This is a genomic window from Sphingorhabdus sp. SMR4y, from assembly GCF_002218195.1.
GTDB lineage: Bacteria > Pseudomonadota > Alphaproteobacteria > Sphingomonadales > Sphingomonadaceae > Parasphingorhabdus.
This window is the reverse complement of sequence record NZ_CP022336.1, coordinates 3034410-3059567: the sequence shown is the minus strand read 5'-3', so window position 1 is coordinate 3059567 and position 25158 is coordinate 3034410. Positions and strand designations below refer to the sequence as shown.

The 25158-nt window shown below is 57.1% G+C and carries 27 protein-coding genes; 14 read left to right on the top strand and 13 right to left on the bottom strand.

The window, feature by feature from the left end; all coding sequences use genetic code 11:
- Positions 1-11 precede the first annotated feature (11 nt).
- From SPHFLASMR4Y_RS14785 to SPHFLASMR4Y_RS14750, 8 genes are read left to right on the top strand one after another with little or no spacing between them, the layout of a single operon-like run.
- Complete coding sequence (locus SPHFLASMR4Y_RS14785; protein ID WP_089134231.1) at positions 12-914, top strand: VOC family protein; 903 nt, start codon at positions 12-14, stop codon at positions 912-914.
- Positions 915-918: 4 nt separating this feature from the next.
- Positions 919-2076, top strand: a complete 1158-nt coding sequence (locus SPHFLASMR4Y_RS14780) for an alpha/beta hydrolase family protein (RefSeq protein ID WP_089134230.1) — start codon at positions 919-921, stop codon at positions 2074-2076.
- A complete protein-coding gene (locus SPHFLASMR4Y_RS14775; protein WP_186265962.1) occupies positions 2073-2393 on the top strand; it encodes a DUF2218 domain-containing protein in 321 nt (106 codons plus the stop codon). Before SPHFLASMR4Y_RS14780 ends, SPHFLASMR4Y_RS14775 begins: the two co-directional genes overlap by 4 nt.
- A 54-nt stretch (positions 2394-2447) precedes the next feature.
- Positions 2448-3644, top strand: a complete 1197-nt coding sequence (locus tag SPHFLASMR4Y_RS14770) for an MFS transporter (RefSeq protein WP_089134228.1) — start codon at positions 2448-2450, stop codon at positions 3642-3644.
- Entirely contained in the window at positions 3641-4834 is a 1194-nt protein-coding gene (locus tag SPHFLASMR4Y_RS14765; protein ID WP_089134227.1) for a cytochrome P450, read from the top strand. The genes SPHFLASMR4Y_RS14770 and SPHFLASMR4Y_RS14765 overlap by 4 nt, the downstream gene beginning before the upstream one ends.
- A complete protein-coding gene (locus SPHFLASMR4Y_RS14760) occupies positions 4831-5517 on the top strand; it encodes a glutathione S-transferase family protein (RefSeq protein WP_089134226.1) in 687 nt (228 codons plus the stop codon). The genes SPHFLASMR4Y_RS14765 and SPHFLASMR4Y_RS14760 overlap by 4 nt, the downstream gene beginning before the upstream one ends.
- Before the next feature lie 33 nt (positions 5518-5550).
- Positions 5551-6120 carry a cupin domain-containing protein gene (locus SPHFLASMR4Y_RS14755; RefSeq protein WP_089134225.1) on the top strand — a complete coding sequence of 190 codons (570 nt, stop codon included), beginning with the start codon at positions 5551-5553 and terminating at the stop codon, positions 6118-6120.
- The gene (locus SPHFLASMR4Y_RS14750; protein ID WP_089134224.1) at positions 6117-7085 is read left to right on the top strand and encodes a fumarylacetoacetate hydrolase family protein; all 969 of its coding nucleotides are present in this window, start codon (positions 6117-6119) and stop codon (positions 7083-7085) included. Before SPHFLASMR4Y_RS14755 ends, SPHFLASMR4Y_RS14750 begins: the two co-directional genes overlap by 4 nt.
- Before the next feature lie 37 nt (positions 7086-7122).
- On the opposite strand, the gene SPHFLASMR4Y_RS14745 is transcribed toward SPHFLASMR4Y_RS14750, so the two are convergent.
- The 7 genes from SPHFLASMR4Y_RS14745 to SPHFLASMR4Y_RS14715 form a co-directional block, all read right to left on the bottom strand.
- Positions 7123-8130, bottom strand: a complete 1008-nt coding sequence (locus tag SPHFLASMR4Y_RS14745; protein ID WP_089134223.1) for an aldo/keto reductase — start codon at positions 8128-8130, stop codon at positions 7123-7125.
- A gap of 5 nt (positions 8131-8135) precedes the next feature.
- On the bottom strand, positions 8136-9074 hold the full coding sequence (locus tag SPHFLASMR4Y_RS14740; protein WP_089134222.1) for a Gfo/Idh/MocA family oxidoreductase: 939 nt from the start codon (positions 9072-9074) through the stop codon (positions 8136-8138).
- A gap of 15 nt (positions 9075-9089) precedes the next feature.
- Positions 9090-9935 (bottom strand): class III extradiol dioxygenase subunit beta, encoded by an 846-nt coding sequence (locus SPHFLASMR4Y_RS14735; protein ID WP_089134221.1) that lies wholly within the window; start codon positions 9933-9935, stop codon positions 9090-9092.
- Position 9936: 1 nt separating this feature from the next.
- Positions 9937-10341 (bottom strand): protocatechuate 4,5-dioxygenase subunit alpha, encoded by a 405-nt coding sequence (gene ligA / locus SPHFLASMR4Y_RS14730; protein WP_089134220.1) that lies wholly within the window; start codon positions 10339-10341, stop codon positions 9937-9939.
- Positions 10338-11360: an amidohydrolase family protein gene (locus tag SPHFLASMR4Y_RS14725; protein WP_089134219.1), complete on the bottom strand. Its 1023-nt coding sequence runs from the start codon at positions 11358-11360 to the stop codon at positions 10338-10340. Before SPHFLASMR4Y_RS14725 ends, ligA begins: the two co-directional genes overlap by 4 nt.
- Positions 11357-12178 carry an NAD(P)-dependent oxidoreductase gene (locus SPHFLASMR4Y_RS14720; RefSeq protein ID WP_089134218.1) on the bottom strand — a complete coding sequence of 274 codons (822 nt, stop codon included), beginning with the start codon at positions 12176-12178 and terminating at the stop codon, positions 11357-11359. The genes SPHFLASMR4Y_RS14725 and SPHFLASMR4Y_RS14720 overlap by 4 nt, the downstream gene beginning before the upstream one ends.
- 72 nt (positions 12179-12250) lie before the next feature.
- A complete protein-coding gene (locus SPHFLASMR4Y_RS14715; protein WP_089134217.1) occupies positions 12251-13417 on the bottom strand; it encodes a LysR family transcriptional regulator in 1167 nt (388 codons plus the stop codon).
- A gap of 83 nt (positions 13418-13500) precedes the next feature.
- Between SPHFLASMR4Y_RS14715 and ligK the strand changes: the two genes are divergently transcribed.
- Genes ligK through SPHFLASMR4Y_RS14700 form a run of 3 tightly spaced genes read left to right on the top strand, consistent with a single transcriptional unit; the run spans position 13501 to position 16092 of the window.
- A complete protein-coding gene (gene ligK / locus SPHFLASMR4Y_RS14710) occupies positions 13501-14175 on the top strand; it encodes a 4-carboxy-4-hydroxy-2-oxoadipate aldolase/oxaloacetate decarboxylase (protein WP_089134216.1) in 675 nt (224 codons plus the stop codon).
- Positions 14168-15223, top strand: a complete 1056-nt coding sequence (locus SPHFLASMR4Y_RS14705) for a 4-oxalomesaconate tautomerase (RefSeq protein ID WP_089134215.1) — start codon at positions 14168-14170, stop codon at positions 15221-15223. The genes ligK and SPHFLASMR4Y_RS14705 overlap by 8 nt, the downstream gene beginning before the upstream one ends.
- Entirely contained in the window at positions 15220-16092 is an 873-nt protein-coding gene (locus tag SPHFLASMR4Y_RS14700) for an amidohydrolase family protein (RefSeq protein WP_089134214.1), read from the top strand. The genes SPHFLASMR4Y_RS14705 and SPHFLASMR4Y_RS14700 overlap by 4 nt, the downstream gene beginning before the upstream one ends.
- A gap of 905 nt (positions 16093-16997) precedes the next feature.
- Here the strand turns inward: SPHFLASMR4Y_RS14700 and SPHFLASMR4Y_RS14695 are convergent.
- The 4 genes from SPHFLASMR4Y_RS14695 to SPHFLASMR4Y_RS14680 form a co-directional block, all read right to left on the bottom strand.
- Positions 16998-17690 (bottom strand): TetR/AcrR family transcriptional regulator, encoded by a 693-nt coding sequence (locus SPHFLASMR4Y_RS14695; RefSeq protein ID WP_089134213.1) that lies wholly within the window; start codon positions 17688-17690, stop codon positions 16998-17000.
- A 285-nt stretch (positions 17691-17975) separates the two neighbouring features.
- On the bottom strand, positions 17976-18260 hold the full coding sequence (locus SPHFLASMR4Y_RS14690; RefSeq protein WP_260807163.1) for a PaaI family thioesterase: 285 nt from the start codon (positions 18258-18260) through the stop codon (positions 17976-17978).
- Positions 18261-18390: 130 nt separating this feature from the next.
- Positions 18391-18576 (bottom strand): DUF2783 domain-containing protein, encoded by a 186-nt coding sequence (locus SPHFLASMR4Y_RS14685; protein ID WP_089134211.1) that lies wholly within the window; start codon positions 18574-18576, stop codon positions 18391-18393.
- Positions 18567-20120 carry an FAD-dependent monooxygenase gene (locus SPHFLASMR4Y_RS14680; RefSeq protein ID WP_089134921.1) on the bottom strand — a complete coding sequence of 518 codons (1554 nt, stop codon included), beginning with the start codon at positions 20118-20120 and terminating at the stop codon, positions 18567-18569. Before SPHFLASMR4Y_RS14680 ends, SPHFLASMR4Y_RS14685 begins: the two co-directional genes overlap by 10 nt.
- 169 nt (positions 20121-20289) lie before the next feature.
- Here SPHFLASMR4Y_RS14680 and SPHFLASMR4Y_RS14675 point away from each other — a divergent pair, with 169 nt between their 5' ends.
- Positions 20290-20757, top strand: a complete 468-nt coding sequence (locus SPHFLASMR4Y_RS14675; protein ID WP_313906752.1) for a MarR family winged helix-turn-helix transcriptional regulator — start codon at positions 20290-20292, stop codon at positions 20755-20757.
- On the opposite strand, the gene SPHFLASMR4Y_RS14670 is transcribed toward SPHFLASMR4Y_RS14675, so the two are convergent.
- Together SPHFLASMR4Y_RS14670 and SPHFLASMR4Y_RS14665 are read right to left on the bottom strand one after the other, a co-directional pair.
- Positions 20754-21176, bottom strand: a complete 423-nt coding sequence (locus SPHFLASMR4Y_RS14670) for a nuclear transport factor 2 family protein (RefSeq protein WP_186265959.1) — start codon at positions 21174-21176, stop codon at positions 20754-20756. The genes SPHFLASMR4Y_RS14675 and SPHFLASMR4Y_RS14670 overlap by 4 nt on opposite strands.
- A gap of 22 nt (positions 21177-21198) precedes the next feature.
- Positions 21199-22158 (bottom strand): MBL fold metallo-hydrolase, encoded by a 960-nt coding sequence (locus SPHFLASMR4Y_RS14665; protein ID WP_089134208.1) that lies wholly within the window; start codon positions 22156-22158, stop codon positions 21199-21201.
- 649 nt (positions 22159-22807) lie between these two features.
- Between SPHFLASMR4Y_RS14665 and SPHFLASMR4Y_RS14655 the strand changes: the two genes are divergently transcribed.
- On the top strand, positions 22808-23356 hold the full coding sequence (locus SPHFLASMR4Y_RS14655) for a fumarylacetoacetate hydrolase family protein (RefSeq protein WP_089134206.1): 549 nt from the start codon (positions 22808-22810) through the stop codon (positions 23354-23356).
- Between the two features lie 53 nt (positions 23357-23409).
- Positions 23410-24761, top strand: a protein-coding gene (locus SPHFLASMR4Y_RS14650; RefSeq protein WP_089132006.1) for an IS3 family transposase whose coding sequence is annotated in 2 segments (ribosomal slippage) — positions 23410-23746 and positions 23746-24761 — 1353 coding nt in all. Because the reading frame shifts where the segments join, the coding sequence is not laid out codon by codon here.
- Positions 24762-25158: the final 397 nt, after the last annotated feature.

The window sequence follows — 25158 nt, the reverse complement described above, 5'->3', positions numbered from 1 at the left end:
AGGACTGAGTAATGAGCCGAGTTACCGAAATTCGCTATGTCGGATACGGCGTCGAAGACTTTGACGCAGAGCGCAAATTCTATGCAGACGACTGGGGTCTCGTCGAAGTGGAGGCCTCCGACGACGTCGCCTGGTTCAAAACCCATGGTCACGATGAGCATCATGTTGTCCGCGTCCACAAGCGCGAGAGCAATTGCGTGGAGGTGATAGCGCTCGCAGCCGACAGCCGCGACGATGTCGACACCATGCGCGCGAAAATCGGCGATGCCGGCTGCAAGATCATTCACGAGCCCCGCGAGCTGGATTCGCCAGGCGGTGGCTATGGTTTCCGCTTCTTTTCGCCCGATGGCCTGCCGTTCGAAATTTCATCGGATGTCGCTCGCGGTGAATCACGTCCCATGGAGCGCTGGGAGGGCATGCCGGTCAAGATCAGCCACATCGTGCTGCATTCTCCCGATCACCAGGCCGCAGTGAAATTCTTCACCGAAGTGCTCGGCTTCAAGATCAGCGACTGGCTGGGCGACTTCATGTGCTTTCTGCGTTGCAACGGAGCGCATCACCGGATTGCCTTGCTTCCCGGACCGCCCTGCCTGAACCATGTTGCTTATGACATGCTGACACTGGACGATATGATGCGCGGTACCAGCCGGTTGCGCAAGCGCGGCACCGATATTCGCTGGGGACCGGGCCGGCACACGGCGGGTAACAACACTTTCAGCTATTTCTGCACGCCGGGCGGCTTTGCCGTGGAATATACTTCCGAGTTGGACGTGGTCGATTTCGAAACGCACGAGGCCAAGGTGCACGAGCCGGGCCCGCAGATCATGGACCAGTGGGGCGTTGGCACGGGCGGTCCTCAGACTATGCCCAAAGCCGAACCCGACCCCTGCCTGTTCCAAGCATCGGAGATTTAACCAGATGGCGTTATTCGAATATTTTCCCAATTATATCTGGAACCTGTCGGTCGCTATCGCCATGGAAAGCGGCGGGCAGATCGGCGAGATCATCGACATGTGCCAGCCGATCAGGGATGCGGCCGACAGCGGCGCCGATGCGGGCACGCCGCAATTCATGAAACAATGGGCGGCAATGGGCGAAAAATTGCTCGAACTCGCGGCTGAGGACGAAGCAAAGGGTCGCAATTTCTCCGCGTCGAACAAGCTGGAACGGGCGTCTCTATATCTCGTCACGGCGGAACGGATGCAGGGGCATGGCCATCCGGGCCGCACCGAAACATTCGCCAAGGCGCGTGACGCCTTCGATCGTTCGACCAAACTTGGCAAACTCAATCGCGAGCGGGTGGAAATTCCGCTCGAAACGGGAACCATGCCGGCGCTCTGGACCCGCGCTCCGGGCGAAGGGCGCAAGCCTGCCGTCGTGTTCTGCAACGGTCTCGACAGCAACAAGGAGCTGCTCTACTGGACGCGGCTGCCCGAAGAACTGGCGCGGCGCGGCATCTCCACACTCTGTGTTGACCAGCCGGGTTCTGGCGAGGCTTTGCGGCTTCAGGGCCTGCCCGTCGACCCCCATAGCGAAAGCTGGGCCTCCAGGGCCGTCGACTGGCTCGAAACCCGGGACAATGTCGATGCATCAAAACTCGGCATGACCGGTATTTCGCTCGGCGGCCATTTTGCGCCGCGTGCAGTAGCTTATGAACCGCGTTTCGCCAGCGGTGCTGTATGGGGTGCCAATCACAATTGGCGCGAAGTGCAGGACAAGCGCATGGAACGCGAAGGGGAAAACCCCGTTCCCCATTACTGGGCGCATGTACACTGGGCGTTTGGCGCCGACGGCCAGGAAGATTTCCTCGAGAAATCGGCGGATATGAACCTCAATGGCCACATGGACAGGATCAAGGTACCGTTCCTGGTCACCCATGGTGCCAATGACCGCCAGATCAGCGTCAGCTATGCCGATGACCTCTACGACCAGCTCGTCAACTCACCCCGTCGCGAAAAGGTGATCTTCACCGCACGCGAGGGCGGAGTCGAGCATGTCGGAGCCGACAACATGGCCTATGGCCGGGATCTGATGTCCGACTGGTTTGCCGAAACTTTGGGCGGGATTGCCGGGTGACATTTACTGCCGGATCCTTCGTCCCGATCAACAATGCAGGAAAACCTGCTAAACAGCTCGGTAGACATTGGCCTCATAATCTTTCCGTAGCAGACGAGGGCAAGGCGTTTCGCATCTCTTTTCCGAAAGATGCGTGTGGCGCGGACCGGCCCGACGATACGCTTGTAACTGTGCAGCCGACCAATGGTGGCGTGCGTTGCCATATCGAGCCAACGGCGAAGGAACAGCGGGATAGATTGAAGACTGCTTTGGAACGGCATGCTGATCGTTTCGCCTTGCGCGAAGCGCCGCTGGCTAATGAATGGCGGGATAGCTAAAACATATAACGGACCTGACAAAAGTGGGCCGCGAACTTAGGAGGGGACGCAAGCATGACCGAAACAGGTGTTGATAATATTGCGCCTCAGGCCGGCACGCGACAGGGCATCATCATATTGGCTGCGTCGGTCATGCCGATCATGGCGATCATATCGCTCGTGCCGGTCTTGCCCTTGCTCATGCGCGAATTCGCACCCGTCACCGGCAGCGAATTCCTGGTGCCGATGGCGCTCACCATTCCCGCTCTTTGCGTGGCGCTTTTTTCACCGGTGGCGGGCTGGCTGTCCGACCGGCTGGGCCGAAAGAATTTGCTGGTGACAGCGCTGCTGCTTTATGCCGCATTCGGTATCATCCCTTGGTTTCTCGACGATCTTTTCCAGATTATCGGTGCGCGGGTTGCTCTCGGTATTGTCGAAGCCATCATCATGACGGTCGCGACCGCTCTCATCGGCGATTATTTCGTCGGTGAGCGGCGCGAGAAGTGGATTGCGCTGCAGGTTGCCGTGGGCAGCATCGCCGCCATCGCGCTGATCGCCATCGGCGGCGGGCTTGGTGAACTGTTCGGCTCGCGCGGACCGTTTCTGCTGTACCTTGTCGCCATACCGATCGCGCTCGCCGCAGCCGCGATCCTGTTCGAACCGGAGGTGAAGCCGAATGAAGCCGGGCCCACGAAGACCGGCTTTCCCTATGGCGTCATTCTCCCGCTGGTTGTCACAACATTGGGCGTGGGAATAGTCTTCTATACCATAATCGTGCAACTGGGACCGATCCTGGAACTGTCTGGTGCTGTCTCGCCCGGTATCATCGGATTGATCGGTGCCGGAACCAATTTGGGTGTGGGTCTGGGAACATTCGTGTTTGACAGGCTGAAAAGCAAGGCGGGCCCGATGCTGCTGGCGCTGGGTCTGGCCGTCGCAGCCATCGGTTACATCGGCATAGGACTATCGTCAGTCCTGACAATAATTGCAGCCTTCGCAATTCTGGCTTGTATCGGCAGCGGGATCCTGTTGCCCAATATGCTGACCTGGACCATGCGCCGTCTACCCGCCGAAATGCGGGGCCGGGGCACCGGAATGTGGACAGGCGCATTTTTCCTGGGGCAGTTTCTCGCCCCGATCGTCGCCACCTCGGCTATGCAGGCAACAGGCGGGCTCGCAAAGGCACTGACCGTCTATGCGGGGCTCATCGCAATTGCCGCCATCGCTGCACTGCTGTTTGCGCGTAAACCAACCTTTGAGGCAACAACATGATGTCAAATCAAATAACCAAAATGGACATAGACCCGTTCGCCGAAGAGTTTCTCGCCGATCCCTATGCCTATCATGCCGCGCTGCGCGATGCCGGTCCGGTGCTATGGCTGGAATCTTTGGGCGTCTATGCAATGGCCCGCTTTGATGAAGTACAAAGCGCGCTGCGCGATCATGAAACATTCTGTTCCTCGCGCGGAGTTGGTCTGGCCGATTTCTCGAAAGAAGAACCGTTCCGTCCGCCGTCGCTGCTGCTCGAGGCGGACCCTCCGTTGCACGATCGGACGCGGGCCATCGTCAACAAGATTGTTTCGATAAAAGCGCTGAAGGAACTGCGTCCGCTCTGGCAGGAAAAGGCGGATGCACTGGTTGCGTCTTTGGCCGCGAAAGGGCGCTTTGACGCCGTCTCTGATCTGTCAGAAGCCTTTCCGCTGATGATCTTTCCCGACACGATCGGCCTGCCCGACGAAGGGCGCGAGCATTTGATCGATTATGCAACGATCGTGTTCAACGCCTTTGGCCCTCGCAATCGTGTGTTCGAAGAAGGCAATGCTGGCAAGGAAGCGGCGATCGAATGGGTGGGTGAGGTCTGCAAGCGAGAGAATCTGAAGCCCGGTGGCTGGGGTGCGGCCTTGTATGAGGCCGCGGATCGCGGCGAGTGTACTGCGGACGAAGCCGAGCGACTGGTACGATCATTTCTGTCCGCCGGCGTCGACACGACAGTGAACGGTATCGCCCATATGGCGCTGGCGCTGGCTGAAAATCCGGATGAATTTCAAAAGCTTCGTGAAAATCCCAAACTTGCACTGCGCGCCTTTGAAGAAAGTCTGCGGTGGGATTCAACCGTGCAGACCTTCTTTCGTACGGCGTCAAAGGATACCGAAGTTGCCGGAATCCATATTCCCGAAGGGTCAAAGGTTCTGCTGTTCTTGGCCTCCGCCAATCGCGACCCGCGCAAATGGGATGATCCCGATCAGTTCCGGATAGACCGCAATGTCAGCGGCCATGTCGGTTTCGGCTTTGGTATCCACCAGTGCCTTGGCCAAATGGTCGCGCGTCTCGAAGGCGAACTGATCGGGACTGCTCTGGCCCGCCAGGTTTCCTCTATTCGCCTGACCGGAAAACCGGAACGGCGGCTTAACAACACGCTCCATGCACTGGCTTCGCTGCCGGTGGAAATGACCGCGGCATGACCGAAGACAGGTCCATTCTCTATTTTGCTCCGTCAACCTGCGCGCGGGTTACGCTCACTGCGCTGGAGGAAATCGGGGAACCCTTTGAAACGCGGCTGATCGCTTTCATGGCAGGTGAGCATCGCAAGCCGGAATATCTGGCGATCAATCCCGCGGGCAAGGTGCCGGCGCTGCAAACCAAAACAGGCGTCCTGACCCAAAACGGAGCGATCCTCTTCTATCTGGCGCAGACATATCCCGAAGCAGGGCTGTTGCCGCTGTCCGGTGATCCCCAGGCCGATGCGTCCGTCCTGTCCTCATTGTTCCGCATGTCGGCTGACTTGCACCCCCTGGTGACGCGTTTCGTTATCCCAGGCATGATCCTCTCCGACCCGGCATCTTCCGCGCATGTGCGCGCAAAAGCCGAAGAAGTTTTGAAGCTGCAACTGGAGCCCATTGCAACCCAACTGGGCAAGCAGCCCTGGTATCTGGGAGAGCGCTGGTCGATCCTCGACGCCTATCTGGCCTGGATATGGTTCCGGATCACCGGAGCCGGTTTCGATCCGGCGACCTTCCCCGCCATTGCCGATCATTATGACCGGGCGAGCGCGCGTCCCTCAGCCCGGGCCGCGCTCCAAACCGAAGCGCGGGCGCAGCAAGACCTTACCGAGCGCGGGCTGGCATTCACGCCGCCAAAGCTCTGAATGACAAGCAATTGAAACGAAGGAAATGAGATTATGAGCGAGAGACCCGTCCGCCGCGTTGTTACCGGCCATAATGCGCAAGGTCAGGCGATCATACAGGAAGACGGCAGCGTGCCGCGCACCCAGAAAATTGGCGGCGAAACCGGACCGCTGTTCCACGAAGTCTGGAACACCCGCGCGACGCCCGCGCCGATTGACGCCGCTTCGGGAGAACCTCCGGAAGAAGGGATCATCCTCGCCCCGCCGGCAAACGGCACGAGAATACGCGTTCTCGATATTCCGCCCGATGACGACAGCTTCTCGGAAATGACTCCCGAACAGGCAAAAGCCCATTTTGCCGAAATCGGGGCGGCGGACGCTTCCTCCTTTGAAGGAGAAGGCTCGCGCCATGCCCATATGCACCGCACCGAAACCATCGATTACGGAATCGTGCTCGAAGGCGAGCTGGTCCTCATCATGGACGAAGGCGAAACCACCGTGCGCGCTGGCGATATCGTCGTTCAGCGCGGCACCAACCATGGCTGGGCCAACCGCAGCAGTGAAAATTGCCGGATCGCCTTCATCCTGATCGACGGAAAATTTGATGAGAGTTTGAAACAATGAGACTGGCAACCCTCAAAGACGGCACGCCCGACGGCGCTCTCGCGGTCGTTTCGGACGACGGCACGCGCTTTCTGAAAATCGGGGACAGCCTGCCAAATTTGCTGCAGCTGATGGAAGACTGGGATGCCGGCCAGGCGATTCTCGCCGAAGCGCGGCAGAAGCTGGCTTCCGGACAGGGCGAGCCTGCCACAGCAGATGCATGCGCCGCTCCCATGCCGCGCAGCTGGCAGTGGCTCGACGGCTCGGCCTTTTCAACCCACGGCGATCTGATGCAGGTTGCCTTCGGCATGGATCCGATCGACAGCGATCGCCCGCTGATGTATCAGGGCATGTCCGACCGCTTCTATGGGCCGGGCGAAGATGTCGCCCTTCCCGCCACCGAGCATGGCATTGATTTCGAGGGCGAATTTGGCGTGATCGTCGATTTCGTCCCGATGGGAACCAGCGCCGCCGAGGCCATGGATCACATCAGGCTGATCGTCCAGATCAACGACTGGTCGCTGCGCGCCATTGCGCCCGTCGAGATGAAGACCGGTTTTGGCTGGGTCCAGGCCAAGCCGGCCTGTTCAATGGCACCCTTTGCGGTGACTCCCGATGAACTGGGCGACGGCTGGAAAGACGGACGGGTCTGTCTCGACCTGGAGATCGACTGGAATGGCAAGCGCTTCGGCGCCGCCAACGGCGCGGCAATGGATTTCGGATTTCACGAACTCGTGGCCCACGCCGCCCTGACCCGCGATCTGGTGGCCGGAACGGTCATCGGATCGGGCACGGTCTCCAATCCGGACTATGCCGAGGTCGGGTCCAGCTGTATCTCGGAGCTTCGCGCGATCGAGATGATCCGCGACAAGGGGCCGGCAACCACAGGTTTCATGGGCTTTGGCGACCGCATCCGGATGGAAGGTCGCGGCGTCGACGGTTCCTCGCCGTTCGGCGTGATCGACCAGAAAGTGGTTCAGGCCTGAGCCGACGCGCCGATAATGGCAACCTGCGTCCTGGCGCTCACGCCAGTTGTTCGTCGGCGAAGGTTTCCGTGTCGATATGCTTCTGCATCGCAGCCGAATAGCGCGGTCCGCTGATTGCGTCGCCGGAGAAAATCTCCTCGACCGTCGCGATTGTTTCCGCGCTCAGCGTGACCGCGGCCGCACCGATATCTTCTTCCAGATGTGCGATCGAGCGGGTGCCCGGCAAGGCCCCGATGAACGGTCGCCGCGCAAGAACCCATGCGATCGCCAGCTGGGCGGGCGGCAGACCGATGTCGGCCGCCAGCGCATTGAACCGGGCGGCTGCCTTCAGATTGTGGCTGAGATCCGGCTCGACAAAGCGCGGCATGAACGAACGAATATCGCCCTTTTCATAGTCCGCATCATGGACAGCATCGGCAAGGAATCCGCGAGCCGTTGGCGAGAAGGCGAGAAAACCGATATCCAGTTCGGCACACAGATCCAGAACCGCGATTTCGGGATTGCGCACGCACGGACTATATTCGCTCTGGATCATCGCCACAGGATGTTCCGCGTGCGCCCGCCGGATGGTCGCGGCTGACATTTCGGACAGCCCGATATGGCCGATCTTTCCAGCCTCCTTCGCCCGGGCCAGCGCCCCGACCGATTCTTCAACCGGAACATTCTTGTCCAGACGGTGCAGATAATAGAGATCGATATGATCGGTATTCAGACGTTTCAGCGCCCGGTCGAGTGTTCCTGCAATTGCGTCCGGGTGCCCGTTCAGGCCGCGTTCGCCGTCGTAGACATCGAGCACGCATTTGCTCGCCAATATATATTCCTCGCGCCGGTGGCCGACATATTTTGCCAGCAAGGGTTCGTTTTTGCCGAAACCATAGAGCGCTGCGGTATCGAGCATATTGACGCCCAGATCGAGCGCATGGTTCAGCAACTTTCCGGCCTCTTCTTCGGGCGGTGCAATACCATAGGCATGGTTGAGATTCATGCATCCCAGCACGACGGCTGAAAGGTTGAACGGCCCGATCTGGCGCTGGTGAATAGTCATCCGATCTACCCCAACTGCTTTTCGAGATCATGCAGGACCTTGTAGCAAGGCAGCACCTGCGCAACACTGGAATTGGGCTCGCGCCCCTCGCGGATGGCGGCAATGAATTCGCGGTCCTGCAATTCGATCCCGTTCATCGACACATCGACCTTTGACACATCAATCGGCTCTTCCTTGCCGTTCACCAGATCGTCATAGCGAGCGATATAGGTGCCGGTATCACCGATATAACGGAAGAATGTGCCGAGCGGTCCGTCATTGTTGAAGCTCAGGGACAAGGTGCAGATGGCACCGCTTTCCGCCTTCAACTGGATCGACATGTCCATCGCGATCCCCAGTTCGGGATGAATCGGGCCCTGAACGGCATTGGCCTGGACAATGGGCCCGGCCTGATAGGCAAACAGGTCAACGGTGTGCGCCGCATGATGCCAGAGCAGATGATCGGTCCAGGACCGCGCTTCACCCTTGGCATTGATATTCTGCCGCCGGAAGAAATAGGTCTGCACGTCCATCTGCTGGATGTTGAATTCGCCCGCCGCGATCTGATTGTGCACCCATTGGTGCGAGGGATTGAACCGGCGGGTGTGACCGACCATGCAGACAAGGCCGGTCTCTTGCTGCTTTGCCATCACCGCCTCGCTGTCGGCCCAGCTGTCGGCGAGCGGGATTTCCACCTCGACATGCTTGCCCGCGTCCATGGCCGCGATCGACTGCGCCGCATGCATCTGCGTCGGCGTTGCGAGGATAACCGCGTCCACGTCGTCGCGTTGGAGCATTTCCTCATAATTGGTGGTCGCGAAACCGACGCCATATTTGTCTGCCATAGCCTGGGTCGGCTCCTGCCGCCGACCAACCAGGGCGGTGACTTCCACGCCCTCGATGTTCTTCAAGCCGTCCAGATGTTTTTCACCAAAGGCGCCGCCGCCTGCGAGTGCGATTTTCATGGGTTTTCTCCAGTCCTATAAATTGTCGGGTTCCAGCACGATATGGCCAATGGCCGTGTTGCTGCAGGGAATATGATAATGCCGGTGCAGGCATTTTGTGGTCTTGCCGAGGGCGCCGCGCATGATCAGCCACATCACCATCTCAATACCTTCGCTGCCGGTTTCGCGCAAATATTCGATGTGCGGGATATGCCGCGCGGCATCGCTGTCGCCGACCATCAGGTCGAGAAACTTGTTATCCCATTCGCGATTGAGCAGCCCGGCACGCGGTCCTTGCAACTGATGGCTCATCCCGCCGGTGCCCCAGATCTGCACATTCAGATCTTCGGGGAAGCTTTCGACAGCGCGGGCAATGGCCTCGCCCAGTGCCCAGCAACGATTGCCCGATGGCACCGGATAGGTCACGACATTTACCGCCAGCGGCACAATCTTGACCGGCCATTTTTCCGGCTGACCGAACATCATCGAAAGCGGGACAGTCAGGCCATGGTCGACGTCCATCTCGTTGATGATCGTCATATCGAAATCATCCAGAATCAGGCTTTGCGCGATATGCCAGCCAAGATCGGCATGCCCCTCGACATCGGGAACCGGCCTCGGCCCCCAGCCCTCATCGGCGGGCTTGTAACTGTCCCCGCAACCGATGGCGAACGTCGGGATGATATTCGCATCAAAAGCAGAGGCGTGGTCATTATAGACCAGGATCACCACATCGGGTTTCTGCTCCTGCTCCCATTTCCTGGTCCACTCATAGCCGTCGAAAATCGGCTTGAAATAATCGTCTTTCGTCTTGTCTTGGTCCACTGCGACCCCCAACAAGGGAACGTGGCTTGACCCGACACCTGCAGTTATTCGTGCCATATCAATTGCCCTCCCGGATGGATCGATTGCCTTCCGGGGACCGTCCGCCGTTCATCATCATCTCGCGATATTCAGGGAAGGTCATGTCGGTCATGGTCGAAACCGCTTCGGCAAAGCTGATCCCGTCGGTCGAAAAAATCTTGCTCAGAAAATAGATATTGCCGCCGAGTTCCAGCATCCGGTTATAATCGCGGTCGAGCACGGCCTGCTTCTGGTCCGCCGACATCGGCCAGTCTTCCAGATAGGCTTTCTCATCGGCCTTCCACCGGTCACGGTTTTCCGCCTTCATCAGGCTCATCGCAAACTGGTTGAGGTGATAGCCTTGCCGTGCACGCGTCGCGGTATAGACGCGTGTGCCGGGGATATCCTCGAAATCGGCGAGATATTCGTGAATATTGCGGGTCATAGTCCGCGCTCCTGCAATTGCGCATCCAGCCGGGGATAGACCCGCCGCGCATTGCCTTCGAAAATCGCATGGCGCTCCGCATCGGTCAGATCGAGCGCATCGACATAGCGTTTGGTGTCATCAAAATAATGACCGGTTTGCGGATCGATTCCGCGCACCGCGCCGACCATCTCGCTGCCGAAAAGGATATTCTTGTTCTCGATCACGTCGGCCAGCAGATTGATACCCGGCTGGTGATAGACACAGGTATCGAAATAGACATTGTTCATCACGTGACCTGCCAGATCCGGTTGTTTGAGCATATCGGCAAGACCGCGATAGCGTCCCCAGTGATAGGGCACCGCGCCGCCGCCATGCGGTATGATCAGGCGCAATGACGGGAAATCCTTGAACAAATTGCCCTGGATCAATTGCATGAAGGCAATCGTGTCGGCGGCAATATAGTAGGCCCCGGTGGCGTGCATCGCCGGGTTGCAACTCCCCGACACGTGAATCATGGCGGGGACGTCCAGCTCGCACATTTTCTCGTAAAACGGATACCAATATTTGTCGGTCAGCGGCGGGTGCTCAAACTTGCCGCCGCCCGGATCGGGATTGAGATTACAACCGATAAAGCCCATGTCGACGCAACGTTCGAGCTCGGCGATACTCGATGTCATATCGGCTTCCGGCGATTGCGGCAGCATGCATACGCCAGCAAAGGTTTCGGGATAGAGCCCGACCACCCGTCCAATCAGGTCATTGCAGACCTGCGCCCATTTCACCGCGACGCTCTGGTCGCCGACATGCGGCGCCATGGCAGAGGCACGGGGAGAGAAGATCGTCATATCCGCGCCGCGTTCTTTCAGCAGACGGAGCTGGTTCGCTTCGATCGTTTCGCGGATTTCATCATCCGAAATTTCCGGATAGGGCGGCGCGCTCTCGCCGGCCGCAAAGGCGGCCTTCTGCGCCTCGCGCCATTCGTCATGCGCCTTTGGCAGAACCGTATAGTGGCCGTGACAGTCGATAATCATGGTCATTTTGCAATCGCCTTCAATTTCGCGTCCAATCCTGATGGTGGAGGCCCGAGCTTGAGGCCACCAAGCGCGGCCTGTCTCGTCACGGTTCCACGCGTTAACAGCGGCTCGATGCCCAGACTTTCGAGCGTCTTGACGGCTTCCGCCATTTCAGCGGATCTCCGGGTGCCGTGAACCAGCATCCGGTCGAGCCGGTAATCCGCCTGGGCCGACCAGTCGTTGTTAAAGCTGTCCAAAACCTCATCGGTCACGCCTGCCTTTTCGCAGGCCATTAGACATTCGGCGGTCAGCGCCTCGACCCCTTTATACATGACCGAACGCAGCATCTTGATGGTTGACGCGCGACCGACATCATCGCCTGCGATCCGGACATTGGTAAATCCGAGTGCGTCCAGCGCCGTCATTCCCGCTTCGCAATGCAGGCCGGAGACGAGCAGCGGAACCGCGATATTGGCCGGATTGACCGGTGACATGATGGCGACATCGACATAGCGACCACCAGCGGCCTCGATAGATTTCGCGGCAGCGCGCTTGGTGTCGGGCGCAACGCTGTTCATGTCAAAGAACAGCGTCCCCGGCGCGATCGTCTTTGCAACATCCTGCGCAACAACCAGCGCCTGATCAGCCGTGACCAGGCTGATGGCCAATCGGCTGTTGGCCAGCGCTTCCGCCAGCGTAGGGAAGCCGCTAATCCCGTCTTCGGCAAACAGATCGTCCAGATCCTGCACGTCGAACGCACGCGCGCCTGACCGCCAGCCCGCGGCTTGCGCAAATGTCCGTCCGGCTTCACCATAGCCGATAAGGGTGACGGGTTGATCCATGGACAGCAAGCTATCCCGGCCATTCTGTTCGCGCCAATTGAAAGCTTGAACCCGCTATAAGATTATACGAATTCAGGCTGATTTGGATAGCGGCTCCAGAAGTGCGACAAAGCTTGCCTGCATGGCCGTTGGTCGCCAGTCTGTACGGGTGGTCATCCCGATATTACGGATAAACCCTTTGGGAATTTCGGCAATTTTGGCGAGCCATCCTGCTTCCAGCTCCACCGCCACCTGATCCGGCGACAATAATGTCAGGAAATCGCTTTCGATCAATATCTGCCGGATGGTGATAACCGAACCGCATTCGATCGGCACCTCGGGTAACGGAATCGAGCGGGCTTCGAACATGTGCCTCCAGCCATCGCGCAAGGGCGTGCCGGCTGCCGGAATGATCCAGGGGAATTGCGCGAGCGTCTCCAGCGACGCTTCGTGATTGGCGGCTGGATGATCTTTCCGGCCGATCACGACCGGGCGATCTTCGAACAGGGGCTGCTGGCGGATGTCCGGCCCGGGCGACGGATCACGCAGCGCCCCTATCATCAGGTCGATATCGCCGTCGCGCAGCGGCTCGATCAGCTCGTGGAACGCGCCCTCGACAATGTTGATCTTGATATCGGGATGCGAGCGGTGAAAGGCGGCCACCGCCGCCGGCAGGATACGGGCGCGGGACAAGGGCATGGCGCCGACGGTGATCTGTCCCGTCTCGCGTCCCAGCAAGGCGGTCAATTCGCTCAGACCCGCCTCGAGTTCGGCCCGGGCGAGCCGGAAGCGACGGGCGGTGCGCCGGCCCTGTTCGGTCAGCGCCACGCCCTTGCCGCGCCTTTCGACCAGTTTTCGTTTCAATGCTACCGTCAGGTCGCCGACCGCGCGATGCAAGGATGGCTGCGCCAGTCCGGTCATCGCCGATGCCTCGGAATAGCTGCCGGCACGGGCAACCGCAACCAATGCGCGAAGCTGTGTCATGGTCACGCGGGGGGATGCGATCTGCGCCAATGCCGCTTCTATCCGCGGAAAAAACAGCTTTCCCGCCTCGGTCGGGATCATCCCGTCGGTTCTTCGCTCGAACAGCGGCTGTCCCAGCTGCGCTTCCAGTTTTGCAATCCCCTGGGTGATCGCCGGCTGGCTGATGTGGATCCCCTGCGCTGCCGCGGAAATGCTGCCTGAACGCCCGATAGCGACAGCAGCGCGCAGGTGGCGCAGGTTGAAATTCCAGATCTCCACTTCCGGTATAATTAGCATAATATTATACCCAATGCATAGTTCCAACTTGCCTCGTTCCGCCCAAACTTCGTAACCTTTGCAAAATCAAAAAGGAATCCGCCATGTCCAATATCGTAGTCCAGAATATCGAGCGAGCCGAACGCTCCGTGGTCGACGGCCTCGCCAAATGCGGCGTCGCGACAGTGCACGAAGCGCAAGGCCGAACCGGCCTGATGGCGAGCGACATGCGGCCGATTTATAGTGGCGCCAGAATAGCGGGAACAGCGGTGACCATCTCGGCCGCACCGGGCGACAACTGGATGGTGCATGTCGCGATCGAGCAATTGAAAGACGGCGATGTGCTGGTGCTGGAACCAACCAGCCCGTGCGAGGATGGATATTTTGGTGACCTCCTCGCAACATCGGCCCAAGCGCGCGGATGCCGGGGGCTGATCATCAATGCCGGGGTGCGGGATGTCCGCGACTTGCAGGAAATGAAATTCCCCGTCTGGTCGAAAGCGATATTTGCCCAGGGAACGGTCAAGAACACGCTGGGTTCGGTCAACGTTCCGGTGGTTTGCGCCGGAGCTTCGGTAAACCCGGGCGACGTAATCGTTTCTGATGACGACGGCGTCTGCGTCGTTAAACGGGAGGAGGCCGCCAGCGTGCTTCGGAAAGCGCAGGAACGCGAAGCCAATGAAGAAGAAAAACGGCAGCGGCTGGCGAGCGGTGAGCTTGGCCTCGATATGTACAAGATGCGCGAGCGACTGGAGAAAGAAGGCCTGAAATATGTCTGACGGCACCCGCGTCATGTGGATGCGCGGCGGAACCTCCAAGGGCGGCTATTTTCTTGCCGAAGATCTGCCGAGCGAAACTGCCGCCCGCGACGCGTTTCTTCTGCGTGTCATGGGATCGCCCGACGAGCGCCAGATAGACGGCATGGGCGGGGCCGACCCGTTGACCAGCAAGATAGCGGTCGTCCAGAAATCAGAGCGCGACGGGGTCGACGTCGATTATCTCTTTCTGCAGGTTTTCGTCGATCAGCCTCTCGTGAGCGACGCACAAAATTGCGGAAATATATTGGCCGGGATCGGCCCTTTCGCCATTGAGCGAGGATTGGTGGCCGCGGGCGACGGCGAGACCAAGGTCACAATCTATATGGAAAATACCGGTCAGACCGCAGTGGCAACGGTGCAAACGCCTGACGGTCTCCCGATCTATCATGGAGATGCCCGGATCGATGGTGTCCCCGGCACAGCCGCACCTGTTCCGCTCGAATTTCGCGATACTGCCGGTTCCAGTTGCGGCGCCTTGCTGCCGACCGGCAATGCGATCGATATCATCAATGACGTGCCCTGCACGCTAATCGACAATGGTATGCCCTGTATCATCATGAAGGCATCGGATGTCGGCGCAACCGGCTATGAAAGCCGCGACGAACTGGATGCGGCCGATGATTTGAAAGCCAGGATAGAGGCCATCCGGCTTGCGGCTGGCGAGCGCATGAATCTGGGCGATGTAACGGAAAAATCGATCCCCAAGATGATGCTGGTTGCTCCGCCAGGAAATGGCGGCGCCATCACGGTCCGCAGCTTCATACCGCATCGGGCCCATGCCAGCGTCGGAGTCCTCGCCGCTGTGACGGTGGCGACGGCGGCGCTTATTGAGGGTACACCCGCCGCAGAGGTTGCGAGCATACCACAGGGAAGCAGCAAGATCATTTCGGTGGAACATCCGACCGGCGAAACAACTTGCGTGATGAAAGTGGACGGGCAAGGCAATGTCACCAGCGCCGCGATGCTGCGCACAGCGCGCAAATTGATGGATGGAGGAATATTCGCATGACCGACCGCATCACAAGCTGGCATTCCAACCCGTCCCGACCAAAATTCACGCCACCTCCAGGCGCAGTGGACGCCCATTGCCATGTTTTCGGACCGCAATCGCAATTCCCGTTCAGCCCGAAGGCCAAATATCTTCCGGAAGATGCAGGACCGGACAAATTATTCGCCTTGCGCGACCATCTGGGATTTTCCCGGAACGTGATTGTCCAGGCGAGCTGCCACGGCACCGACAATAGCGCGACCCTGGATGCCATTGCCAGATCAAACGGAATGGCGCGCGGTGTCGCGGTTGTTGATCCGGATATCAGCGAGACTGAGCTCGAAGCATTGCATGACGGTGGCATTCGTGGCGTCCGGTTCAACTTCCTCAAACGCCTTGTCGACAATGCGCCGAAAGACAAGTTTCTCGAAGTCGCTGGCCGTTTGCCCGATGGATGGCATGTGGTGATCTACTTTGAGGCGGACATCTTGGAGGAAATGACCGAATTTATCGACAATATCCCCGTCCCTGTGGTCATCGACCATATGGGTCGGCCAGATGTCACCCAGGGACCGAATGGCAAAGACATGACGGCATTTCGCAAGCTGCTCGACAGCCGCGATGACATCTGGACGAAGGTCACCTGTCCTGACCGGCTGGATCCTGCCGGACCACCTTACGCCGATTTTATCGCTGCGGTTCGTCCGCTGGTCGAAGATTATCCCACCCGGATCCTGTGGGGCACCGACTGGCCGCATCCCAATATGCAGGATGTTTTGCCGGACGACGGACAATTGGTAGACGTGATCCCGCAGATAGCGGTAACAGAAAAGCTGCAGCACCAATTGCTGGTAGACAATCCGATGGCGCTTTACTGGGCTGAAGATTGACAATCGCGAGCGGTAGTAAATCAATTCATGCGCAATTTGGGCCGCTCGTTCTGCACTTTTGGAGCAATTTGCGCCCATTACGGCGCTCAATACGGGGAAATTGTCAAGGCGAAATCCATTTGAGAAAGTCCGAAAACAATCAAACCGGGTATATATTAATCCACTACATCTTTCAGGGGCAGGAAGAGCTCTTAAAGCTGTTTTCCCATCTCCGAAGTGCAGCAATCTAAGCGAAGTCGTGATCGTCGCCATGTTTACAGGCATCCGACACAACGAAATCGCATCTCGGACTGGGGACGGACGTGATTTCAGACACGACCAATATTGGAAAGTTGGTTCATTTACTCGAAATTCCTGGCGTAAAACAGCGGGAGAGAACCGTATTGTGCCGGTGCATTCAACTTGGTTGTGGCGGCTTGCCAGAGCACTAGCGGCGCGTTGCGGCCGGATATGGAAGGGATTTGACCCGAGAGGAATTGGAAACAAGCCCGGCACTGATTCTGATCAAAAGAGCTGCCCCAATGTGCGCGCGCAAATCCCAGGCGCGGACGTTTACGATTGGGATGATTCCTATTATCCGAATGCCATCCGCAAAGCCTGACCCGAGCCGGAACACAGTACGAGACAAGCTGTCTCAGGACGAACTTCGCTACTGCAACGAAGCTCTTGCGATCATATATCTGGTGTCGGACGAGACACAAAACATATGGAGAAAGCTTCTGAAATGTTTAAGTATTTCATAGAATCGGATCCAAAAAACCGCTAGAGAACACTAAGACTTTTAAAAGAGACACAGAAGCGGTCAATGCGGCGCAAAGGCTTCGGGGATCAAACTCTGCTACAAGCGATCGGTGCCGTCGCAGTGAGTGAACTATACCTCTTGCAACAACGCGCCGATTTGAAAGCTAAACCTTGGACACATCAGTGGTAAGGGCGTCCACTGGTTTTGCAGCGATAGATCTGATCAGCATATCAGCCATAGATTGCGCCACCTGTTCAGGGTTCCACTCTCCTTCAGGATCATACCATTTCGAGACCCATGCCATAGCCCCGACAAGATTGAAGGTCGCCAGCTTCGGATCGCAAGATGTCATCGAACCATCTTCAAAACCCGTCACGATCTGGTCGCGCAGTTCGTTCTCCAGCTGTTTTCGCCGCTTCTTGATGTCGCGAGTTTGTTCTTCATTCAACGCACCTTTTTCCAGAAGAATGAAGGTCTCTGTTTGCGACCTGGTGAGGGCCTCGACATAGTAACGGATGATCAGCTTAACCCGCTCAAGTCCATTGCGGCCTTCGGCTATCCCACGCGTATTGGCCCGCTGTGTAGCCTCGATCGATTTCAGGTGGAGTTTGTAAAGCAGGTCGCTTTTGTCGGTGACATAGTAATAGATTGCACCCTTGGTTAACCCAAGTTCGCTGGTGAGTTGACTCATGCTGGTGCCGTGGAAACCATGGCTATTGAACAGTTTCGCTGCGGTCTCGAATAGCAGGCGCTCGCGCTCGCCGCGCATGCCTTTCGAGCTGTCGACATCTTCGCCCCAGCTTGTGCGCTTTTTGGCGCCTTTCGCGAGACTCTTTCCTTTTTGCGAATCGTTCATACCCCAGCGGGTCCTTCCAAATGCCTCACGGTTAACGCACGCAACCGCCTCCACTATTCGGGCTATCCAACCCAGACCGGGCAAGCCTTACACATATGGCGCACTAGAATAATTTGAACAATCATTCAAAAATATTAAGTGTTTTTACCGGTCGCCTAATTCGTCTCCTGATCCAAGCAAGATGACTTCTGTTGCAACCGGTGCAGGAGCATAGCGAGCTCCATTAGCCCTTCGCGCTGGCATAGCGATCCTTCGCGGCAGAACGCATTACGGCAGAGAAATGCCCTACCGAATGCCCGCACCCTGAAAATGTGCAATCAGGCGATCATCGGCTCCGTTCAGCCTGACCTCTGCGAAACCGGCCCTGCGCCCACTACGCGAAATCGAGGCCATCGCCTTGACCGTTTCGCCGAGGCGGGCGGCGCTTGTAAAAGATATACTCGCCTGCAAGGTCGCTGGCGGCCGGCTTTCGTCGGCAAGAACATAGGCGAAGGCCGTATCCGCCAGTGCGAATAGGAACCCGCCATGACAATTACCGTGACTGTTGGTCATGGAGTCTTCGACCGTCATTGCCAGTATGACGATTCCAGGCTCCGCACGGACAAATGTGATGCCAAGTCTTTCCAACGGCGCTTGATCGGCCTCGATGAGTTTTGCGAGGTTATCTGGGATCGTGTCTGTCATCTCTGCAAGACCCCCATCAGCCTTTGGCGATGTCCAAAGCTTCGAACACAACCCCTTCATCGCCGATGTGATTGGCGAGGCAGACGATCAGCTTGCCATAGCGCTTCAGCGCTTCCGCCTCATCGCACCCTTCTTGCAATGCGATAAGCGCTTCATAGACATCATCCGGGCGGGCAAGGTTGGGTGATTTCATCAGGCCCATAGGGACAATCCTTCCAGGTCTCGTTTGGCATCAAAGTGCTTCCAGCGCGACGCCACATAACGATCTGGACGGATAAGATAGGCGCCGTCATTCACAAGGCCGAACCTTTGCTTGGCAACCGCTTTGTCAAGTTCAATCACGGGTACGGGAGCATCCTCGATCGGGCCGGCACAAAGCAGGCTCCACCCTCCGTTCAAGCGTTGAAGCAGCCAGCCCTCTTCGGTCTGCATGTCAGTAACGGGTCGACCTGGCGGGATCCCCCCTTCCCAGTCTTCGCTGTCAGGAAAAATCAGGTGGCCAGCGGGCAGCGACACTGGCGTCGAGAGCCGACCTGAATTCACGAAGGGCCGCGCAAATTCATGGTCGCGGGCCAGTTCGAGGACAGCATTGCGGATCGACCGGCTGGCGGTGCTCTTGGGCGTCAGGAAGTCGGTGGACCTTGTCGAATTGAGAATGTTCTCATCGGCAATTGCGATCGCTTCCTCATTGTAGGTCTCAAGCAAGCTCCAGTCTGCCTTGCCAGACAAAACCGCATCCAGCTTCCATGCCAAATTATCAGCCTCGGCAATCCCTCCGTTGAAACCTCTGGCTCCAAAGGGCGAAACAAGTTGCGCGCTATCGCCGAGGAAGATCACCCGGTCATGAACGAACTTCTCCAATCGACCGCACTGGAAGGTGTAGATCGAATACCATTCCTGATCGAATTTCAGATCATCCCCAATCATACCTTTGACATAGGGCTCGACATTCTCGGGCTTGACTGCCTCGGCTTTGTCAACATCCCAGCCGAGCTGGAAATCCAGCCTCCACACATCATCGGGCTGCTTGTGCAGCAGGGCCGATGCCCCGCCCCATGGAGGGTCAAACCAGAACCAGCGCTCCGACGGTCGCTGATCTTCGAATTTCACATCGGCGATCAAGAAATTGTCTTCAAATACCCGCGTCGTGAATTCCAGGCCCAGGAATTCACGCATCACCGATCGCGCGCCATCGCATGCCAGCAGCCAATCCGCCGCTATCGTGTAGCTCCCGCCCAGCGCTGCATCGACAGTGATCATATTGGTTTCACCGTCAAACCCGACAACTTCATGCCCCCAGCGCAGATCGACATTGTCCATGCGCTCGAGTTCGTCGACCAGAAAATCTTCGACCCAATATTGCTGAATGTTGATGAAACCGGGCATCTGCTGTCCTTTGTCCGGCAGCATATCGAATTCATAAATCGGATCGGGATCGGCACCGTAAAAGACTTTGCCGACATTCCAGATCACGCCCTTTTTGAGAATGCGATCGACCACGCCGAGCCGGTTCCAGATGTCCAAAGTGCGTTTTGCGTAGCAGATGGCCTTTGACCCGGCAGGGATGAAGTCAAACTGGTTCAAAACCACGACATCATGACCGCGCCTTCCCAGATCGAGAGCCGCTGTAAGGCCCACGGGACCGCCGCCGATAAGAACGACCGGTGCCCGTTCAGCAGGCGCGTCGCAGGCAGTCGGAGTCTTGCGCTTGTGGACGGGTATATCCGCGAATTTCGAGACAGTCATCGATACAACCTTCAAGCTTCAAGTGCGCTGAATGACAATCAGTTCAGCCTTGGCCTGATGACGCGCCGCGACAAATCCGATGGCTCTGCTTAGCGAACCTTGACGTGTTTCGGGCACCACCTCATAGACTGCAACTTATAGACACACCAAAGTTGCGATTGCAACAGTTGTGTGCAATCGGGAGGTACTTCTCATTTTTGACCTAGATGATTTCCTGCCTTTCAGGCTTCACCTTGCAGCCGAGAGCACCAGCCAGAGATTTTACCCGCAGTATCGCGACGTCTTTAAGATCAATCGGACGGAGTGGCGTGTGTTCTTCCACATAGGCCAGCACGGCCCAATAACTGCCAATCGTATTTCGCGCATGTCACGGCTTGAAAAATCCAAGATATCGCGCGCGATTACCAAGCTTGAGGAACGCGGCTGGGTTGAGCGCAGCTATTCACAGGGACACCGCCGCAGCCATGACTTGCTGCTGACGCACAATGGGACCGAGACGTTCCAGGCGCTTGCCGAGATGGCAGCGCAATTCAATGACATGCTTGAGGAGCATCTTGGCAAAGGCGAGATGAAGAAGATTCTCGAACAGCTTCGGTCGCTCGAGGATCGGATCAACCAACTGCCAGAGGCAGACTAAACCATGTTGAAATCAATGAGGCGATGGGAGAGAAACCATTGACCTTCGCGATACTGAAATCGATCTTTGTAGATCCCCATCGCATGTAATTTGGGGCTTTGGCTGAATCCGGTGTAAAATTGAAATATCGAGACCGCTTGAGCCTTGTTGTCTTTCCGGTCGATCACCGATGAAAGCACGACATGCCTTGTGTCACTTCCCGGGCCCGTTACCTTTTGCGCACGCCGCTCTTTTGAAGCGGCAATAATCGCGTCGATCCCTTCGATTTTCGGCGTGTCGCGCAACTCCCATATCGCATCAGCTGTAAACAGCCCGGCGTAATCATCCACAGAACCGGTGTCGGAATAAAGCGCGATGCGAGCAATCAGATCGGAAATAAGGGCACAATCTTCGCCCGTTGTGTTTGATCCGGTTGCCATTCTGCGTCTCCTAGCTGTGTTCTTAGTCCTGCAACTGGTCCCACACTTCGCGGTCGCGCTCCATCGTCCAGATGCGCGGCCAGTCGATGCCATCGAACTCGTCCCAGAGCCGCTGAACATTGAATGGCAGACAGTGTTCAAATATCGGCCACGCGCCAAACTTGGGCTCAAGTGCCGTGTGCGTGCGCTCAAACGCTTCCTTGAGAGTCCCGCCAGCCGCGTGAACTGGCTTTACGTTCTCGATCATGCCGGTCAGGAAACCGCGGGTTTGCTCAATCGCTGCGTTGACTTCATCTGTGCCACGGGCAACTGCGCCGCGCCCGCCCACAAGCTTATCCGCCCCATAGGCCTTGATCCGGTCGAGCGTTCCACTGGACCAATCCATGTGAAAGGCGTCACCGGTATAGAGCGCAGCCTGCGCCTCGACTAGGTCACCGGCGAACAAGGTTTTTGACCCCGGATGCCACACAGAAATATCACCCGCCGTATGACCGCGACCACAGAAATCGAGTTCGATATGACCACGGTCTCCGCCCAGCTCGATCCGCATATTGTCCGCAAAGGTCACATCGGGATGCGTCAGACCCGGAATTTCCTCTGGCTCTTTGAACAGGCGCGGCATCCGTCCGAATTCGCTATCCCAGTCTTGTTTCCCACGCTCTTCGATAAGCTTGCGCGTGGTGTCCGACGTTACAATGACCTCGGCATCAAAGGCGCTCGCCCCCAGGACGCGGACGGCATGATAATGGGTCAGAATGAGATATTTGACTGGCTTGTCCGTATGTTCGCGGAGCTGCTTCAACCAGTCGCGTGCAGCGGCCGGAGTGGCGCGAGCCTCAATGGCCACAATAAAATCTTCGCCCTCGATTGCGCCCACATTGGGGTCCCCCTCGGCGGTAAGGGCGAAAACGCCATCCGCGAGAACCTCGAGGGTTTCGGTTTTTTCTTCAAGATCCTGCGATGATGCAAATGGCTTGGGCATGTCGTCCTCTCTGAATGGTCGAGTGGTCCCGCCCCGATAAGTGCGATACCACGATTGCCCTTGCAATAGTTGGTATCGCAACTATTGCAAGGGCAATCGTGGTTTATACCCGCAAAAAAATGGCGGCGCCCAAGGTGGCCGGCTCGCAACTGGTGGAGGAAAATTTGCGCGACGGACCGAGGGTGATGACACCGTAGTTGACCGCGGCCGTGTGGCCAAAGGGTAAGTTTTACGGGCCAAGCGCCCCCTCGCCATGCTTTACAGCTCGCCTCGCATCCAAAGTTTCTGCCGGAAAACCTACGACTGAATACATAAACTGATCGCGCAGACTCGAGACGGCTAGAGCCGCCGTGCATGCCGGTCTTGGGACGAAAACTTATGGAAAAACCTAAGAACGGTATTGAAGGCAAAGCAGGAGGACGATCTACTCTTAAGCAAACCTCGCTCACTTCATCTTGTCCGTCCTTCTGCCAGGGTTGAACCGCAATAGAAACTCATTAAAATTCAGAGGCTTATGTCAGTTTGAATATTTAATATTTGAACACGTGCACATTTTAACCTATCGATGAACTGGATATTGCGCATGTGATGTGTCGCATATCTTAAATCGCTCTTAAGAAGCCTGAACAGATCCAGAGGACAGCAATTTATGAAATTGGTCACGTTTACCCATGGTGGCACCACCCGCATCGGCGCGCTTACTGACGGCGGTATTGTTGATCTCAACGCGACCGACCCAAGCTTGCCTGCTGATATGCTCGCGCTTCTGCGCAGCGGAGATGCAGCAATGGCAACGGCCAAGGCAGCGGCGCAAAGCGGTAGCGCCACTTTGTCATTGGACGATGTGACCCTGGAAAGCCCGATACCCAACCCATCCAAAATCCTCGCAATCGGCATCAATTACGAAGACCATTTGATGGAAGTGCCGGAACATATTCGCAAGGAACGCAATCTTACCATGCCCACCGTTCCGGTGGTTTTTAACAAGCAAGTTACCTCAATGAACGCCCCCTATGGCGACATCGTACTGCCACCGGAATCGCTCCAGATGGATTACGAAGCCGAACTGGCCGTAATTATCGGCAAGACTTGCCGTCGAGTCAGCGAAGCAGACGCGCTCAGCGTCATCGCTGGTTATACGATCCTCAACGATGTCACCATTCGCTGTTCCCCGTCAGCACCTATGTCACCAAATTGATGTTGTGAATTAAGGAGTGTTTTGGTTTCATCGTAGTGACGAAGGAACGAAGCATGAAACCAAAACACTCCACCGCAAAAAAGCCCGCAGAGCGGGTGGTTAAAGATATCCGCCGTGCGACCCGCCGGCATTTCTCAGCAGAAGACAAGATACGGATCGTGATCGACGGCCTGCGCGGTGATGACAGCATTGCCGAGCTGTGCCGCAAGGAGGGCATAGCGCAGAGCCTGTATTACACTTGGTCGAAGGAGTTCATGGAAGCCGGCAAACGTCGGCTGGCCGGTGACACGGCCCGTGCTGCAACCAGCGATGAAGTGAAAGACCTGCGGCGGGAGTCGCGTGATCTGAAGGAATGCGTGGCCGACCTGACCCTCGAGAACCGTCTGCTCAAAAAAAGCATGATCGCGGATGGGGACGACGACGCATGAGATATCCGGCATCGGAGAAGCTTGAGATCATCAGGATCGTCGAGCAATCACATCTGTCAGCGCGCAAGACGCTGGATAAGTTGGGGATCCCGCACCGAACCTTTTACCGCTGGTATGATCGGTATCTGGAAGGGGGGCCTGAAGCGCTGGCTGACCGGCCATCGGCTCCAAGCCGGGTGTGGAACCGGATCCCTGCCGAAGTGCATGACCAGATCATCGATCTGGCGCTGGAACGTTCGGAGCTCAGTCCACGCGAACTGGCGGTGACGTTCACCGATGAACAGCGCTACTTCGTGTCAGAAGCCACGGTTTACAGGCTTCTGAAGGCCCACGACCTGATCACCAGCCCCGCCTATGTCGTGATCAAAGCTGCTGATCGATTCCACACACCGACCGTGCGGCCCAACGAGATGTGGCAGACAGATTTTACCTACTTCAAGATCATTGGCTGGGGGTGGATGTATCTATCGACGGTGCTGGACGATTACTCGCGCTACATCATCGCCTGGAAGCTTTGCAGCACCATGCGGGCCGAGGACGTCACCGACACGCTGGACATGGCTCTGGAAGCTTCAGGCTGCGACCAGGCAGCAGTTATGCACAAGCCACGGCTGCTCTCTGACAATGGCCCGAGTTACATTGCGGGTGAACTGGTAGAATATATCGAAGCACAGAAGATGAGCCATGTACGCGGCGCCCCCTTCCATCCGCAAACACAGGGCAAGATCGAACGCTGGCACCAGACTTTGAAGAACCGCATCCTGCTGGAAAACTACTTCCTGCCAGGGGACTTGGAAACGCAGATCGAGGCGTTCGTCGAACATTATAATCACCAGCGCTATCACGAAAGCCTGGGCAACGTTACGCCTGCCGATGCCTACTTCGGCAGAGCACTCGCCATCATCAAAAAACGAGAAAGGATCAAAAAACAAACCATCGAACATCGGCGCTTGCTACACCGCAAGCTTGCCGCTTAATATCAACCAACCAGATGGAACCAATGCTCCGTTAATTTACGCAGCCTTCAGTGCCAAATGTTCTGACGACGGACAATATCAGCAATTTTTTGCCTTCTTACACATTTTGGCTAATTTTCGGAAAGGGTGTCGTTTCTACTTCGTATCTCTGTGCGACGAAGCGCCCCTTATCGAAGCATCTCTCAACTGAGAACTTTTTTTGTCAATGAGCAAATATTGAGTGCCATTGTGTGTTGACAGGCAAACTTAGTTTGTTATCGTTGAGCTGTAAAACAAGGGCTCAGGGGCTTACCGCGATTGCGATAATTCGTGAGCACCAGTTGAGAGGATAGTGGAATGGCTGGCGTCGCATGTAAGGCTTTTGGTAAAAATCGGGCTAATACCAATGAACAAGTCT

Excerpts from the sequence above, each read along its gene's own strand:
- SPHFLASMR4Y_RS14785 (WP_089134231.1), top strand. The coding sequence starts at position 12 with ATGAGCCGAGTTACCGAAATTCGCTATGTCGGATACGGCGTCGAAGAC.
- SPHFLASMR4Y_RS14780 (WP_089134230.1), top strand. The coding sequence starts at position 919 with ATGGCGTTATTCGAATATTTTCCCAATTATATCTGGAACCTGTCGGTC.
- SPHFLASMR4Y_RS14770 (WP_089134228.1), top strand. The coding sequence starts at position 2,448 with ATGACCGAAACAGGTGTTGATAATATTGCGCCTCAGGCCGGCACGCGA.
- SPHFLASMR4Y_RS14765 (WP_089134227.1), top strand. The coding sequence starts at position 3,641 with ATGATGTCAAATCAAATAACCAAAATGGACATAGACCCGTTCGCCGAA.
- SPHFLASMR4Y_RS14760 (WP_089134226.1), top strand. The coding sequence starts at position 4,831 with ATGACCGAAGACAGGTCCATTCTCTATTTTGCTCCGTCAACCTGCGCG.
- SPHFLASMR4Y_RS14755 (WP_089134225.1), top strand. The coding sequence starts at position 5,551 with ATGAGCGAGAGACCCGTCCGCCGCGTTGTTACCGGCCATAATGCGCAA.
- SPHFLASMR4Y_RS14750 (WP_089134224.1), top strand. The coding sequence starts at position 6,117 with ATGAGACTGGCAACCCTCAAAGACGGCACGCCCGACGGCGCTCTCGCG.
- SPHFLASMR4Y_RS14745 (WP_089134223.1), bottom strand. The coding sequence starts at position 8,130 with ATGACTATTCACCAGCGCCAGATCGGGCCGTTCAACCTTTCAGCCGTC.
- SPHFLASMR4Y_RS14740 (WP_089134222.1), bottom strand. The coding sequence starts at position 9,074 with ATGAAAATCGCACTCGCAGGCGGCGGCGCCTTTGGTGAAAAACATCTG.
- SPHFLASMR4Y_RS14735 (WP_089134221.1), bottom strand. The coding sequence starts at position 9,935 with ATGGCACGAATAACTGCAGGTGTCGGGTCAAGCCACGTTCCCTTGTTG.
- ligA (WP_089134220.1), bottom strand. The coding sequence starts at position 10,341 with ATGACCCGCAATATTCACGAATATCTCGCCGATTTCGAGGATATCCCC.
- SPHFLASMR4Y_RS14725 (WP_089134219.1), bottom strand. The coding sequence starts at position 11,360 with ATGACCATGATTATCGACTGTCACGGCCACTATACGGTTCTGCCAAAG.
- SPHFLASMR4Y_RS14720 (WP_089134218.1), bottom strand. The coding sequence starts at position 12,178 with ATGGATCAACCCGTCACCCTTATCGGCTATGGTGAAGCCGGACGGACA.
- SPHFLASMR4Y_RS14715 (WP_089134217.1), bottom strand. The coding sequence starts at position 13,417 with ATGCTAATTATACCGGAAGTGGAGATCTGGAATTTCAACCTGCGCCAC.
- ligK (WP_089134216.1), top strand. The coding sequence starts at position 13,501 with ATGTCCAATATCGTAGTCCAGAATATCGAGCGAGCCGAACGCTCCGTG.
- SPHFLASMR4Y_RS14705 (WP_089134215.1), top strand. The coding sequence starts at position 14,168 with ATGTCTGACGGCACCCGCGTCATGTGGATGCGCGGCGGAACCTCCAAG.
- SPHFLASMR4Y_RS14700 (WP_089134214.1), top strand. The coding sequence starts at position 15,220 with ATGACCGACCGCATCACAAGCTGGCATTCCAACCCGTCCCGACCAAAA.
- SPHFLASMR4Y_RS14695 (WP_089134213.1), bottom strand. The coding sequence starts at position 17,690 with ATGAACGATTCGCAAAAAGGAAAGAGTCTCGCGAAAGGCGCCAAAAAG.
- SPHFLASMR4Y_RS14690 (WP_260807163.1), bottom strand. The coding sequence starts at position 18,260 with ATGACGGTCGAAGACTCCATGACCAACAGTCACGGTAATTGTCATGGC.
- SPHFLASMR4Y_RS14685 (WP_089134211.1), bottom strand. The coding sequence starts at position 18,576 with ATGGGCCTGATGAAATCACCCAACCTTGCCCGCCCGGATGATGTCTAT.
- SPHFLASMR4Y_RS14680 (WP_089134921.1), bottom strand. The coding sequence starts at position 20,120 with ATGACTGTCTCGAAATTCGCGGATATACCCGTCCACAAGCGCAAGACT.
- SPHFLASMR4Y_RS14670 (WP_186265959.1), bottom strand. The coding sequence starts at position 21,176 with ATGGCAACCGGATCAAACACAACGGGCGAAGATTGTGCCCTTATTTCC.
- SPHFLASMR4Y_RS14665 (WP_089134208.1), bottom strand. The coding sequence starts at position 22,158 with ATGCCCAAGCCATTTGCATCATCGCAGGATCTTGAAGAAAAAACCGAA.
- SPHFLASMR4Y_RS14655 (WP_089134206.1), top strand. The coding sequence starts at position 22,808 with ATGAAATTGGTCACGTTTACCCATGGTGGCACCACCCGCATCGGCGCG.